Raw genomic sequence first — 13,838 nt, 5'->3', positions numbered from 1 at the left:
AGATAAATCTTTAAATTGATTCTTATGAGCCTACCGGGATACCAACTGTTGTTTGAGAGATATTACAAGCAAATTTTATTTCTGACTGTGATGATGTTGTTGGTGAGCATCGTTGGCGCACAGACCATTGATTTGAACCGGCCGGTGGGCATGACGGAAGGTGTTGCTGGAAGCAATGGTAGTGGTGCTGCTACTTATACGATCCCTGTTGAGGTTCCCGCAGGGATAAAAGGAGTCCAGCCGCAGGTGTCATTGAATTATAGTTCCCAGGGAGGTGGTAATGGATATAGCGGTTTGGGCTGGTCATTGTCTCCTGTATCATCGATCAGTCGTGCGGGTAAGAATGTTTTTCATAATGGTATTGCAACCCCGGTTGATTTTACCGGGAGCAATGACGCTTTTGTGCTGGATGGGCAGCGGCTGATGTTGATGAGCGGTACTAATGGTGCTGCGGGTTCGGTATATGGAACGGAGCAAGAAGGCTTCAGCAAGATAGAAGCGATAAGTGGGAGTGGAAACTCTCCTGATTGGTTTAAGGTGACAACCAAGAACGGGACGGTGCTGGAGTATGGTTCTGATAACATGAAAGTGCTTACATCCAATGCGGCAGAGACTGTTCTGTGGTTGTTGCGGAGGGTAACCGATGCAAGTGGGAACTATATGCTGTACAATTATAGTATTCAGCCTGTTCAAGCGGGCGGAGGCAATTTCTATCTTAGTAGTATTAGTTACACGGGTAATATAAATACCGGTACGGCTCCGGCCTACCAGGTATTGTTTAGCTACAACACAAAGCAGGATGCGGGATCTCCATCGTATATTTCAGGTACGGCCTTATATAGTGATAACCTTTTGAACCGTATTGATGTTAAGAAAGCGGACGGCAGCCAGATCCGTAGCTATACACTGGCGCATCAGTATCTTCGGAAGAAGTATTTTTTAACAAGTGTTACAGAGGCGGGGGCCAATGGAACGGCGTTGAACCCGATCGCCTTCACCTATGGCAAGAGCACCAGCGGGCCCGAAGTGACATTAATGAATGAGCATGGCTATACGACCAATCAAAACTATTCGGGAGATTTTGATGGGGATGGGATGACAGATGTGCAAACTTTTGCTACCAGGTATAATACCTCCAGTGGAGAAATCTTGTTTCGAGAATATACAGTCTATGATATGGTAGCACAAACAACTGGAGTGGGTAAATATTTTTACAATATTCAGGCAAAAATTCCCTATCAGGATGTGAAAGTAATGGGCTCTGATGCAGCCCAAAACCCTTTTTCAGTAACCGACTTTGATGGTGATGGTAAGGATGATGTGGTTATGGCGAAGTTCAATCAAAACAGTTATGATCTGACAGGTATTCATATTAATTATTCGAGGGTTCGTCCCGGTGGTTTACCAGGTTACCCGGATATGTACGAGTATAAAGAGATGGATTACAATAGTCTTCCGAGTTCTTTTTATGGTGTTCATAAGCAATGGAAACAAGGAGGGAGTTTTTTTGTAACCGGGGATTTTGATGGGGATGGTCATGTGGATTATATCATGATAACGGGAATAAGCGGTTATAGTAATGCCTACAAGGCCTTTATATCCAGCCCCTCGAAAGGTATATTTAATGAGGAGATCCTGGGTTTTGGCCAGGGAGTGAATGGCGCAACGGGAGATTTTGCTGCAAATGCGGTTGCGGAATCAAAGTCGATTATACCGATCAATTTTGATGGGGATGGTAAAACCGAGTTACTGATTGTCAGGAATGAAGGGAGTTATGTATTGCGTGTAATGCCGATACCCTCCTCGTCGGGATACAATTATGGAAGTACAGTGTTATTTTCTACTGTAGATATTAAAACCGGCTACAAGATTTTTCCGGGCGATTTTAATGGTGATGGGAACACAGACTTGTTGGTTAGGCAATCTCCGTCTAATCCTTATGGAGTGTGGAAAATCTTCACGAGTACAGGAAAGGCATTTCTATCTGCCAATTTCAATTTTACTCATATTCCTGCGTTAACGGGTGATGGTTACAATAATGCGCATATGCTTGTTGTGGCGGATGTAGATGGCGATGGAAAAAGCGATATTGTTCATGCGGCCGACCTTACAACGTCTAGCTCTAGGCATTATATATATTACGGTAACGGTACGTTCTTTACATTGGAGAGTTCGGATTTGGCGTCAAGCATTAATACAGAATCTTCATTTACCGGGGGAGACTTTAATGGAGATGGGAAGCCGGACTTTTTGAAGATCCGTAATGCGAGCCAGACTTCATTTTATGGTCGTTTTTTACTCAATAAGCCCTTCAAAGAACAGAACCTGTTGGTGTCGGCAAGCAATCTTGGGTATCAAACCAACTTTGACTATGGATTACTGAATAATAAGGATAACAGCGGCGTTTATACCCGTGATCAAGGAGAGTATAACCCTGTAGATGGAGCATCGCCGTATCTTCCCGATTACATGGTTCCTGCTCCCGCGATGTATGTAGTGTCCAATATCCGCCGCCCCAATGGAATCGGTTATCAATCCAATGAGTATTATACGTACCAGAATCTTATCGTTCACAACTCGGGGCGGGGGGTGTTGGGCCTTCTGAAATCGGAGGTACGCAATGACATGAACCATGTGAAAAGCAACTGGAATAAGATTAACCTGACATATTCAACGCTTTACCCATGGGTGTCGGATGTATTTATTAACAACGGTGGGTGGTTGAGCCGCGAACGTTATGACATTACATTCCAGTCATTGTCTACAGGGTACCACGACAAACGGTTTTTCATGAAGCAGGATCGTTTGTTTACGCATAATTGGCTGACGACTGAAGGGCAGGAGGTATTGAATACCTATGACAATTATGGCAATGTTACACAGAGTGTAGTCAATGCTGGTTCCACTGATGATACTGACATCACCTCAGTGCTGGAAACCGCAACAACGACAACAACCTATGGAACTTATGCAGGAGCTCCTTATCCTGGGTTTCCGACATCGACTACAACCCAAAAGACGAGGACCGGTCTGCCGCAGGTAAGTAAAATAACGAGCCAGACATACACGACTCAGGGCCTACCGGAGACGTTTACCGAAAATGCAGGTACTGCTATCGCCACAACGATTACTAATGCTTATAATGGTTTTGGGGTACCCACGCAGACGGTGACCAATGCATTGGGAGTAACAACGCCAGTTGCAGACATTGTGTATGATCCCACAGGGCGGTTTGCAAGTGAAAAGAAGCTAACTGGTGGTGGAGTTATTAAGAAAGAAACATTCACTTACGATGACCGTTGGGGAGTACCTCTTACAAAAACCTCAACAGATGGGCTAACAACAACATACCAGTATGATGAATATGGGAATTTAAGTAAGACGGATTTTCCTGATGGTAATGCTGTTACAAGCGTCAGAAGCTGGGAAACCAACAATGGTTATGCACGTTATAGTATTCTTTCTCAGCGTACGGATGGCAGCAATCCAATAAAAGTTTATGTGGATATATTAGGGCGGGACATAAAAACAGAATCACGAGGTTATAATAATCAATGGTTGACCAGTTCAAAGTATTTTAATGGTTATGGACAATTAGCTAGTGAAACATCTCCTTATTATCCTGGCGAACAGGTAAACTATACCTATTACTATTACGACAGTTATGGCCGGCCAAATTATACAAGCAACAATACGGGAACGATAACAACAAACTATGCAACCTCTGGGGGTACTACGTTTACAATACAAACCACCAATGCCATTGGTCAGTGGACAAGTAAGACGACAGATGCAAGTGGAAAGATTATTGGCTCCAGTGATAATGGCGTGAACATGAGTTTTACCTATGATAGCTGGGGTAACCAGCTTACTGCCGGAAGTAATGGACAGGTGTTTGTAACAAATGGATATGATAGTTATGGCAGAAAGCAAAGTACCACAGATGCCGATGCCTCAATGATCAGCTATGAGTATAATTCGTTGGGTCAAATAACAAAACAAACAGATGGAAATGGTAATATACAAACTTCAAGCTACGATGTTTTTGGCAGGCTATCGTCCTCCACAGGTCCCCAAGGTACCACAACATACACATATTATTATGATGCGGGAACCGGAAGGAGTAATGATAATCTGGTGCAGGTAGTTGGGTTCAGCGGAGATGTAAGGACCTACCAATATGATAATCTCCAGCGGCTACAAACAGAGAGCATCACTACTTCGGGAAGCAGCATGTCCAAAACGTATACCTATGACAGTCGCGGTAACGTGGCGACCGTCACCTACCCCGCTGGGTTTTTGATTCGTAATGTGTATGATGATAATGACATAGTTATCCAAAAGAAGTATGAACAGGGCGCAATTGTAAAAATACTTTTTACTGCAATGGCAATGAACAGCCGTGGTCTATACACTAGCTATAACACCGGCAACGGGAAAACCAAGGCCGTTGCCTGGGACTATAATAAAGAGATGGCTACCCGTTATTTTACGGCAGGCATACAGGATTTGAACCTGGATTATGAATCCAATACAATGAACCTGTTGAGCCGCCGTGATGCTATCAGAAACCTAAGGGAGAACTTTACCTACGATATTTATGATAGGTTAACCAGTGCACAGGTGAACGGTACTCAACAGTTTGCAATTACATATGACAATGGTGGACAGGGTAAAATTTTGCAAAAAACAGATATTGGAAATTATCATTACAATAGCAGCAAACCTCATGCGCTGGAAAGCCTGAGTGCGATTAATCCATTAGGGGCTGATCCAAACACAATCATAGGCACACAAGCTCACGTAGTAACATATACTCCTTTTTTGAAGACAGCTACTGTATCGGAGAGTGGATACCTTCAAACATACTCATATGGTTCTGATCAGCAGCGATTGGTAAGTGAGTTGAAATACAACGGAACGACTGTAGAAAGCAAAAGCTATTGGGGAAATGTTGAAGGGCTTGTTAGAGGCGGCAATACGTACGAGATTTATTACATTCAGGCGGGAAATGGGCTGAACAACATCATTGTAAAACAGAATGGTGCAATCAATATCTATTATACTTATATTGATCAGCTGGGTAGTATCGTAGCGGTGACAGATGAATCAGGTACACTTGTTGCCGAGCAGAATTTTGATGCCTGGGGAAGAAAACGTAATCCTGTGGACTGGACATATAATAATGTGACGGCAGTCCCTGTCTGGTTATATCGGGGGTTTACGGGACATGAGCATATATCCGAGCTGAGATTAATCAATATGAACGGCCGGATGTATGATCCCAAGACCGGGATGATGATGAGCCCGGACAGTTATGTTCCCTCGCCTTGGAGCCCGGGAGGATATAACAGGTATAATTATGCAAACTCAAATCCACTTAAATTCACAGATCCTGATGGCGAATTTTGGCACATAGTAATTGCTGCTGTAGTTGGCGGAGTAATTAATGTTGCGACGAACTGGGAAACTATAAAGCAAGGGAATTTTCTTACCGGGTTAAGCTATTTTGGAGCGGGAGCTGTTAGTGGTGCTGTAACTGCGGTTGCTGGTCCTATAGCAGGCGGTGCGGTGGGAGGATTCGCTTCAACACTCGCAGGAAGTGTTGGCACTGGGCAAGCTATAAACTGGGGCAGCGTTGGTACAAATACAATAACAGGCGCGATTGGTGGTGCTGTTGGTGCAGGTGTTGGAAGTGTGGTAAGCTCAGCCCTTGGACCTGCAATGAGCCAAGTAACCAGCAGCCTAGGTCCTGTAGCAAGTAGAACACTAACGCAAACGGTTCTCCAGTCTGCATCTGGCGCAATTACTGGAGGAACAATGTCTTTAATTGCAGGAGGAAATTTCGGAGATGGTGCTTTGCAGGGATTAAAATTGGGGCTTGTAACTGGGGCTGCGGCCGGGATTTCGCAAGGATTAAAGTTGGCAAAACAGCAGAAACAGATAACCAATAGCATTAGTATCGGTGAAGGATCGCAGATGAGGGCTCCCGAAAGTCTGTTTAGGGAGTATATTGCCAAATATGATGAAATGATGCTTGCAGAAATTTCACTTGCAAAGTATGTTAGCAGTTATTATGAGAATTCAGGATTCGACTTTTCCTATACAAAGTCAAGTATATCTTTAGGAAAGCAAATGCATAAAGATTACAGAGCAAGTCAAGTTGAAGCTGGGGTTCGGGTTAAAGATCAATACATTAAATCAGGTAACTATGCCGATTTCATGGACTTTCAAAATAAATCAATATATGAATTGAAACCTTTTAATCCGAGGGCTATGCAACAGGGACTCAATCAATTACTACGGTATCAAAAGGCGGCAAATATTCAATTTGGTGGAAATTTTCAGATTTATTTAGATACTTATTAGATTTGTGAAGATAATTATTAAAAATGGAGGGAAACATTATTGAGTTCATTTTAGATAGAGAATTGATCCCACAAGGATTTAAAAAGAAGGGAAAAAAATGGTTTAAGGAGGAGCAGGAGCTGATTAAGAAAGTTTTTCTCCAAAAGGCGTTTTACGGTAATCAATTCTATATTAATTATGGATATATTATTAAAAACATAGGCGCTGAGAAATGGTTTCATATTGTCAACCGGCTTGGATCTAAGAATGGTGACCGTAATGAGGAGGCTTTTATTAAGAATTTATTGGATTTGGATCATACAATGAATAACGATGATCGTACAATATACTTGTCAAAATACATTCAAGATCAAGTTGTAAGAGAGATGAATGATGTCGAAAATGAGGAAGGAGTTTTAAATAACTTGAAAAATCGGAAACATTTATTTGATGTGCCGCTAATTGTGAAGCAGTTTTTTAATCTACCAATGGATTAGTAATTAGCTGATTTAATGATATTGAAACTGTCGGAAATTTATACTGCTGCCATTCAGCCACGAATGGTATTGTAAGACGCGTCTACTCTTTCGGATATGAACGACTATGAGTTTAAAAGCGACTTGATATACAGGGGAAAGAAGTAAGAATTACCCTTCATAATGGCCCATTTGTCAAAAAACAGATCGCAATTAGAAGGTTTGCGCCGATATAACCAAATTAATTGCAAATTGCGGCCAAGAAGCACTTGCTAGCTTTTCAGACCTGCTCTGTGATATTGGAATCCATAAGAGTATTTAAAGAATAAGTATCAGTGTAAACTGACTTATTGCCGGTTTGTGATCATACTCTATCCTCTAAAGTTCACAAGTTATATAATCTTGTTCCGAGTTGGAATTCAAAACATTTTTGCAAGTAGAAGAGTCGTTTGTGCGAGTTTTACAGTCATCGTTCCTCGGGCTCACGATCAATTAAATTTCCTCAAAAATACGTACCGGTACGTATTTTTTATTGTATTCAGTATTGATAGTTTTGGCAGATGAACTTTTAAGATAAATCTTTAAATTGATTCTTATGAGCCTACCGGGATACCAACTGTCGTATGAGAGATATTACAAGCAAATTTTATTTCTGACTGTAATGATGTTGTTGGTGAACATCGTGGGCGCACAGTCCATTGATTTGAACCGGCCGGTAGGCATGACGAAAGGCGTAGCTGGCAGTAGTGGCGGTGCTGCTATGTACACGCTACCCATTGATGTTCCGGCAGGAATAAAAGGTGTGCAGCCGAAAGTGTCATTGACTTATACTTCCCAGGGTAATGGTAATGGCTATAGTGGTCTGGGATGGTCATTATCTCCAGTGTCAGCGATCACCCGTACGGGAAAGAATGTTTTCCATAATGGGATAGCAACTCCTGTAGAATTTACGGGGAGCAATGATGCTTTTGTTCTTGACGGCCAACGGTTGATGCTGGTTAGTGGTACCAATGGGGCAGCGGGTTCCGTATACGGAACTGAACAGGAAGGCTTCAGCAAGATAGAGGCAATGAGTGGTAACGGAAACTCTCCAGATTGGTTTAAGGTGACAACCAAGAATGGTACAGTACTGGAGTATGGTTCTGATAATATGAAGTTGTCAACTGCCAGTGGCACCGAAACTGTTTTGTGGTTGCTACGCAGAGTAACCGACGCAAGCGGTAACTATATTTTATATTCATATAGCATTAATACAACAAGCAGGTATTTCAGTTTAAGTAGTATTTCTTATACTGGCAACATTAATACCGGCACAACGCCGTCCTACCAGGTATTGTTTACGTACTCCTCAAAGGCTGATTGGACTGGTGCTCCATCCTATATATCTGGTGAAGCATTGTTTTCGGCAAATCTACTGGATCGCATAGACATAAAAAAGGCCGACGGCACACAGATCCGTAGCTATACATTGGCGCATCAATATCTGCGGAAGAGATATTTTTTGACGAGTGTTACGGAAGCAGGAGCAAATGGAACAGCGCTGAACCCTGTCACCTTTACCTATGGCAAGAGTACCAGCGGACCCGAGGTGACATTAATGAATGAACAAGGCTATACAACTAATGAAAATTATTCCGGAGATTTTGATGGAGACGGGATGTCCGATGTATTGTCCCTTGCTTCCACTTATAATTCGGGTACAGGAGAGACTTTTTATAGATGGTATCAGATAATAGATAAAGAAACGCAGACAACAACGCAAGGGAAATACGTCTATCATATGGACACTGATATTCCGAGTTATGATGTAAAAATCCCATCAATTGGAGGTGCAATAGGTGGAGTTATTGGCAGAACCCAGGGGCCTTTGATGATGACGGATTTCGACGGTGATGGTAAGGACGATGTGTTTTTGGCTAAGTACAACAAAAATGCAATGACTCTAGCAGGAGTAAACATAAACTACACTCGAAAAACCTACACGGGGTCTCCTCAATATGGTTATAAGAAAGTAGAGTATAATACGATGCCAAGTACTTTTTATGGCCAGCATACATTATCAAAACTGGGTGGAAGCTTTTTTGTGTCTGGCGATTTTGATGGAGATGGTCATACGGATTATATTTTGATATTGGGTGTCAACGGATATAGCAATGCGTACAAAGCATTTTTTTCCAGCCCCTCAAAGGGTGTGTTTAACGAGGAGATCCTGGGATTTGGTCAGGGGGTGAATGGGGCAACGGGTGATTTTGCTGCAAATGCGGTTGCTGAATCAAAATCCATTGTGCCGATCAATTTTGATGGTGATGGCAAAACGGAGTTGCTGGTTATCAGGAATGAGGGTAGTTATGTATTGCGTGTAATGCCAATACCATCTTCATCTGGATATAATTACGGAAGTACTGTTCTTTATACAACAACCGGCATCAAAACGGATTACCGTCTTTTCCCCGGTGATTTTAATGGAGATGGAATCACGGATCTATTTGTAAGGCCATCAAAAGACAATGCTTTTGTTCAGTGGCAGATTTTTTGGGGTACGGGTAAGGCGTATAATGTTACACAATTTGCAGGAGAGCGTTATCGTATCACCCTGCTTGGCGACGGATACAGTAATGGCCAACTGATAAGCGTTGGGGATTTTGATGGAGATGGGAAGTCAGAGATCTGGCACTCTATTGACCAAACAACCTCTTCAAGCAATCATGTGATTTATTACTTTAATGGTACATCATTTGTATATGAGGATAACACACTATCGTCTGCCATCAATACAGAATCTGCCTATTCTACAGGTGACTACAATGGAGATGGGAAACCAGACTTTTTGAAGATCCGTAATGCAAGCCAGACAACTTTTTATGGTCGTTTTTTACTCAATAAGCCTTTCAAGGAGCAGAACCTGCTAGTGTCAGCGAGCAATCTTGGCTACCAGACCAATTTTGACTATGGACTATTGAACAACAAAGACAATAGTGGTGTATACAGCCGGACAAAGGGAGACTACAGTCAACCGGATGGATCATCTCCAACACCATATATTCCAGACTATATAGTTCCAGCACCTGCAATGTATGTGGTGTCAAATATCCGTCGCCCGAATGGGATCGGTTACCAGTCTAACGAATATTATACTTACCAGGATCTCATCATTCATAATTCAGGACGGGGAGCGTTGGGCTTTCAGACAACGGATGTGCGCAATGACATGAACCATGTAAACCGCAACTGGAATGAGCTTAACCTAACCTATTCAACACTTTACCCATGGGTGTTGCAGGTAGGGCTGAATGGTGGCGGATTGTTGACGCGAACCCGATATGACATCACCTTCCAGTCATTGTCAACCGGGTATCAGGACAAGCGCTACTTTATGAAGCAGGATCGTGTTTTTACACATAACTGGCTAACGACGGAGGGGCAGGAAGTGTTGAACACGTATGATAATTATGGAAACGTTACACAGAGTATTGCTAAAGCCGGATCAACTGATGATTTTAATATTACGTCTGTCCTTGAGACTGCAACAACGACGACAACGTATGGGACATATGCGGGAGGCCCCTACCCTGGGTTCCCGACATCAACCAGCACACAAAAGACAAGAACGGGGCAGCCACAGGTAAGTAAAACGACTAGCCAGACATATACAACGCAAGGCTTACCTGAGGCAGTTACAGAAAATGCGGGAACTCCTATTGCTACCACGATTACGAATACCTATAATAGTTTAGGGTTGCCTACGCTGACGGTTACCAACGCTCCTGGAGTGACAACGCCTGTTGCAGAGATTGTGTATGATCCTACAGGGCGGTTCGTAAGTGAAAGGAAGCTAAGTGGCGGAGGTGTAGTAAAGAAAGAGACGTTCACTTATGACGATCGCTGGGGCGTGCTGCTTACAAAAACATCAACAGACGGACTAACAACAACGTATCAATATGATGAATACGGGAATTTAAATAGAACAGATTTTCCAGATGGTAATGCTGTAACCAGTACCAGGAGCTGGGAAACCAACAATGGTTACGCTCGGTTCAATATTTATTCTCAGCGTACGGATGGCAGCAATCCACAAAAAAGTTATATAGATGTATTGGGGCGTGAGATTAAGACGGAAAAAAGAGGCTTTAGCAACCAGTGGCTTACCGCTGTTAAAAACTATAATTACTATGGGCAACTAAGTAGTGAAACATCGCCATATTATCCCGGAGAGCAAATTAACTACATATACTACTATTATGATAGTTATGGACGGCCTAGCTCAACATACAGTGTTACTGGTTCAACTACAACAACTTACTCTACTTCGGGAGGAATGACCTATACGACGCAGGCCACAAACGGGCTTGGTCAGTGGACCAGCAAGACATTAGATGCCAGTGGCAAGGTTGTGGCTAGCAGCGATAATGGATCAAACATGAGTTTTACCTATGATAGCTGGGGTAACCAACTTACAGCAGGCAGCAATGGGCAAACTTTTGTTTCAAATGTGTTTGATACCTACGGTAGAAAGTCAAGCACCACCGATGCCGATGCGTCAACCATCAACTACGAATATAATGCATTAGGACAGCTTACAAAAGAAACTGACGGTAACGGAAACATTCATACAACGATTTACGATGTTTTCGGTCGAATTGCCACTGCAACAGGCCCTCAAGGTACAACGACTTATACATATTATTATGATGCAGGAAGTGGTAAAAGCAATGATAATGTCACACAGGTAGTTGGGTTCAGTGGGGATGTGCAGACTTATCAGTATGATAATCTTCAACGGGTGCAAGCCGAAAGCATTACAGCTTCGGGAAGTAGTTTGACAAAATCGTACACATACGACAGCCGAGGCAATCTTTCTACCACCACTTACCCTGCAGGATTTTTAATTCGGAATATTTATGATGATAATGACATTGTTATACAGAAGAAATATGAGCAAGGTGCAACTGTAAAAACTTTATTTACCGCTACTGCTATGAATAGCAGGGGGATTTACACAGGCTACAACACAGGCAATGGTAAATCAAGGGCTGTTTCTTGGGATTTTAATAAAGAAATTGCAACCCGTTATTTCACCGCAGGAGTACAGGACTTGAATTTGGATTACGAAGCGAATACAACAAATCTGTTAAGTCGTCGCGATGCAATCAGAAATTTGAAGGAAGAATTCACTTATGATATCTATGATAGGTTGACGAGCGCCAGGGTAAATGGTACACAGCAGTTCGCAATCACTTATGACAATGGTGCGCAGGGTAAAATCCTTCAAAAGACTGATATCGGAAATTATAATTACAACAGCAGTAAACCTCATGCCCTTGAAAGCTTGAGTGCCATTAACCCCTCTGGAGCTGACCCGAACTCTATTATCGGTACCCAGTCGCATATTATCACATACACACCGTTTTTGAAGACTGCCACTGTAACTGAGAACGGATATCAATTAACATATTCCTATGGTTCAGATCAACAACGGCTGACCAGTGAGTTCAAATACAATGGGGCTACTATTGAAAGTAAAAGTTACTGGGGTAATGTGGAGGGGCTTGTTAAAAATGGTAACACATATGAAATCTATTATATCCAGGCTGGCAACGGATTGAATAATATAATCGTGAAGCAGAATGGCGCAATCAACATCTACTATACTTATACAGATCAACTGGGAAGTATAGTAGCAGTTAGCGACGAGAACGGTACATTGGTTGCTGAACAGAACTTTGATGCATGGGGAAGGAAGCGGAATCCCGTTGACTGGACCTATAATAGTGTGCCCTCCGTTCCGGCCTGGTTGTACCGAGGGTTTACCGGACATGAGCACATAGTGGAGTTGCGGTTGATAAATATGAACGGCCGTATGTATGATCCCATGACGGGAATGATGATGAGCCCCGACAACTATGTCGCTAATCCTTGGAGCCCTGGAGGATACAATAGATATAATTATGGCAACGGCAATCCCTTCAAATTTACAGATCCTAGCGGTGAGATTGTTTGGTTTGTTCCATTGATATATGCGGCAGTAAATGTGGCGGTGGATTTAATTGTTAGCAAGGGGCATATGAACTTCGGTCAAATTGCGATGTCTGCAGTCAGTGGTGCAATTGGGGGACTGATTGGAGGAGGATCAATAACATCTGTTGGAAAGGCCTTTTTGTACGCAGGGGTCAGTCAACTTAATAGGCTAATGCCAAACATTCCAATTTACCAATCTGAAAATTTCAGTATAGGAATTTCCCCAATGATTGGTTTAGGTAGTTCTGGATTCTCTTTTGGAGCAAGTGTAAATGTAAGCGGAATGATTGACCAAAATGGAGATGGTAAAGGTTTTTCTTATTCCGGTAGTTTAGGTTTTGGGTACAATTCCGGGGTAAGTAGCCTTGGGGAGTCTGTTGGGAAAAGTACGTTTTGGAATGCTAGCGGATTTACCGGGTATTATGATGGCCACGCTAATTATGGTGCTGGTTACACCTTAACAAGCTTTAGTGGTAAAGCTGCTCAAACAACCGGAGCCATGCAATTTCAAGTTGGTGATTTCGGTTTTAGGTTAGATAACGATTTCTTTGCATTCAGTGGTGATAAGTTCCGAACTGGCGGTGGACTAATAACTTATAAAATAAATGATCAACTGACTTTGGCGGCAGGAGGTAGTATGATGACAGGATATGGAAAGGATGTAATAGAGGGACCAAGCAACTATAATAACGATAGAATGCCAAATAGACAAGGCCTATATAACCCAGCAACAGAAATATTGCCTACCTTAAGAGCGGGTACTTTTTATGGAGGGGTTGTTTATAGAGGTATTGCGTATTTTGCAGGAAACAATTCTGAGAAAAGGCTTCACAATGTACAAAACTGGATACACCGAAAAGTTGTAAACTCGCCGTATTATCCAGACAGAAATCGTCAGAGCGATTATTATCATTTTATTGGTGGATTTAACCCCAATTATCTATTTTACTAACTGAATGTTATTGTAGAAACCCGAATACTTCAAAGCAAAAATTGCAG

At 42.4% G+C, this 13,838-nt stretch carries 3 protein-coding genes; all 3 read left to right on the top strand.

The genetic code is table 11. The annotated features are described in order from the left end of the window. The first annotated feature begins 24 nt into the window (after nucleotides 1-24). The 3 genes from GGU45_RS06935 to GGU45_RS06925 all read left to right on the top strand — a co-directional run bounded on the left by GGU45_RS06935 (nucleotide 25) and on the right by GGU45_RS06925 (nucleotide 13,791). Nucleotides 25-6,369: an FG-GAP-like repeat-containing protein gene (locus GGU45_RS06935; protein WP_435223264.1), complete on the top strand. Its 6,345-nt coding sequence runs from the start codon at nucleotides 25-27 to the stop codon at nucleotides 6,367-6,369. A 23-nt stretch (nucleotides 6,370-6,392) separates the two neighbouring features. Further along, the gene (locus GGU45_RS06930) at nucleotides 6,393-6,845 is read left to right on the top strand and encodes a DUF4304 domain-containing protein (RefSeq protein ID WP_435223263.1); all 453 of its coding nucleotides are present in this window, start codon (nucleotides 6,393-6,395) and stop codon (nucleotides 6,843-6,845) included. A gap of 574 nt (nucleotides 6,846-7,419) precedes the next feature. After that, the gene (locus GGU45_RS06925) at nucleotides 7,420-13,791 is read left to right on the top strand and encodes an FG-GAP-like repeat-containing protein (RefSeq protein WP_435223261.1); all 6,372 of its coding nucleotides are present in this window, start codon (nucleotides 7,420-7,422) and stop codon (nucleotides 13,789-13,791) included. Nucleotides 13,792-13,838: the final 47 nt, after the last annotated feature.

Source organism: Niabella hirudinis, from assembly GCF_051201075.1.
In the GTDB taxonomy this organism is placed as follows: domain Bacteria; phylum Bacteroidota; class Bacteroidia; order Chitinophagales; family Chitinophagaceae; genus Niabella; species Niabella hirudinis.
Note: the sequence above shows the minus strand (reverse complement) of the source record. Positions and strands in the feature narration are given on the sequence as shown.

What these genes read in the sequence shown, in the direction of transcription:
- GGU45_RS06925 (WP_435223261.1), top strand. Translation starts at nt 7,420, where the DNA reads ATGAGCCTACCGGGATACCAACTGTCGTATGAGAGATATTACAAGCAA.
- GGU45_RS06935 (WP_435223264.1), top strand. Translation starts at nt 25, where the DNA reads ATGAGCCTACCGGGATACCAACTGTTGTTTGAGAGATATTACAAGCAA.
- GGU45_RS06930 (WP_435223263.1), top strand. Translation starts at nt 6,393, where the DNA reads ATGGAGGGAAACATTATTGAGTTCATTTTAGATAGAGAATTGATCCCA.